At 52.8% G+C, this 2185-nt stretch carries 1 rRNA gene; it reads left to right on the forward strand.

Features of this window, described 5'->3' with window-relative positions:
• Positions 1 to 62: 62 nt before the first annotated feature.
• A 23S ribosomal RNA gene (locus tag ACZYGA_RS16910) occupies positions 63 to 2185 on the forward strand; the annotation flags it as partial.

Consider the following 2185-nt stretch of genomic DNA (forward strand, 5'->3'; position numbering starts at 1 on the left):
AAACGATATGTCGGAGAGGTCCGACAGATTCGTAATCCTTGACAGACCCCTTGGGGTTATATGGTCAAGCGATTAAGCGCATACGGTGGATGCCTTGGCAGCCAGAGGCGATGAAGGACGTGATAGCCTGCGATAAGCGTTGGCGAGGTGGCAAATACCCTGCGACCCAACGATTTCCGAATGGGGAAACCCACTCACCATCAGGTGAGTATCTATAGGCCAATACATAACCTATAGAGGCAAACCCGGGGAACTGAAACATCTAAGTACCCGGAGGAAAAGAAATCAACCGAGATTCCCCAAGTAGCGGCGAGCGAACGGGGACCAGCCCTTAAGCGATACAACTGACAGACGAACAAGCTGGGAAGCTTGACGATACAGGGTGATAGTCCCGTAGTCGAAGTCTGAGTATCGTGAAATCGAGTAGGTCGGGGCACGAGAAACCTTGACTGAACATGGGGGGACCATCCTCCAAGGCTAAATACTCCTGGCTGACCGATAGTGAACCAGTACCGTGAGGGAAAGGCGAAAAGAACCCCGGCGAGGGGAGTGAAATAGATCCTGAAACCGTATGCGTACAAGCAGTGGGAGCACCTTCGTGGTGTGACCGCGTACCTTTTGTATAATGGGTCAGCGACTTATATTCTGTGGCGAGCTTAACCGTATAGGGGAGGCGTAGCGAAAGCGAGTCTTAACTGGGCGACCAGTCGCAGGGTATAGACCCGAAACCGGGCGATCTATCCATGGCCAGGGTGAAGATTGAGTAACATCAATTGGAGGCCCGAACCCAAGTATGTTGAAAAATGCTGGGATGAGCTGTGGATCGGAGTGAAAGGCTAATCAAGCCCGGAGATAGCTGGTTCTCCTCGAAAGCTATTTAGGTAGCGCCTCACGTATCACCGCTGGGGGTAGAGCACTGTTTCGGCTAGGGGGTCATCCCGACTTACCAACCCGAGGCAAACTCCGAATACCAGTGAGTGCAGCGTGGGAGACACACAGCGGGTGCTAACGTCCGTTGTGAAAAGGGAAACAACCCAGACCGTCAGCTAAGGTCCCAAAATCCTGATTAAGTGGGAAACGATGTGGGAAGGCTCAGACAGCTAGGAGGTTGGCTTAGAAGCAGCCATCCTTTAAAGAAAGCGTAATAGCTCACTAGTCGAGTCGGCCTGCGCGGAAGATATAACGGGGCTAAATCAGGTACCGAAGCTACGGGTTCATCCTTATGGATGAGCGGTAGAGGAGCGTCGTGTAAGCCAATGAAGGTGGATTGAGAAGTCTGCTGGAGGTATCACGAGTGCGAATGCTGACATGAGTAACGATAAGGGGAGTGAAAAACTCCCCCGCCGGAAGACCAAGGTTTTCTGTTCTACGTTAATCGGAGCAGAGTGAGTCGGCCCCTAAGGCGAGGCGGAAACGCGTAGTCGATGGGAAACGGGTTAATATTCCCGTACCGGATGTGGTTGCGATGGGGGGACGAAGAAGGCTAGGTGAGCCAGGCGTTGGTTGTCCTGGTGAAAGCATGTAGGCCGAGGAATCAGGCAAATCCGGTTCCTCTGAGGTCGAGATGCGAGACGAACTGACCACGGTCAGGAAGTCATCGATGCCACGCTTCCAGGAAAAGCCTCTAAGCTTCAGATCACATGCGACCGTACCCCAAACCGACACAGGTGGTCAGGTAGAGAATACCAAGGCGCTTGAGAGAACTCGGGTGAAGGAACTAGGCAAAATGGCACCGTAACTTCGGGAGAAGGTGCACCGGTTCGAGTGAAGGACTTGCTCCGTAAGCTCTTACCGGTCGAAGATACCAGGTGGCTGCAACTGTTTATTAAAAACACAGCACTCTGCAAACGCGCAAGCGGACGTATAGGGTGTGACGCCTGCCCGGTGCCGGAAGGTTAATTGATGGGGTTAGGATTCGTCCGAAGCTCTTGATCGAAGCCCCGGTAAACGGCGGCCGTAACTATAACGGTCCTAAGGTAGCGAAATTCCTTGTCGGGTAAGTTCCGACCTGCACGAATGGCGTAATGATGGCCACGCTGTCTCCACCCGAGACTCAGTGAAATTGAAATCGCAGTGAAGATGCTGTGTACCCGCGGCTAGACGGAAAGACCCCGTGAACCTTTACTATAGCTTTACACTGGATGCTGATGTTGTCTGTGTAGGATAGCTGGGAGGCTTTGAAACC

It is taken from the genome of Cobetia sp. BL01, from assembly GCF_056493605.1.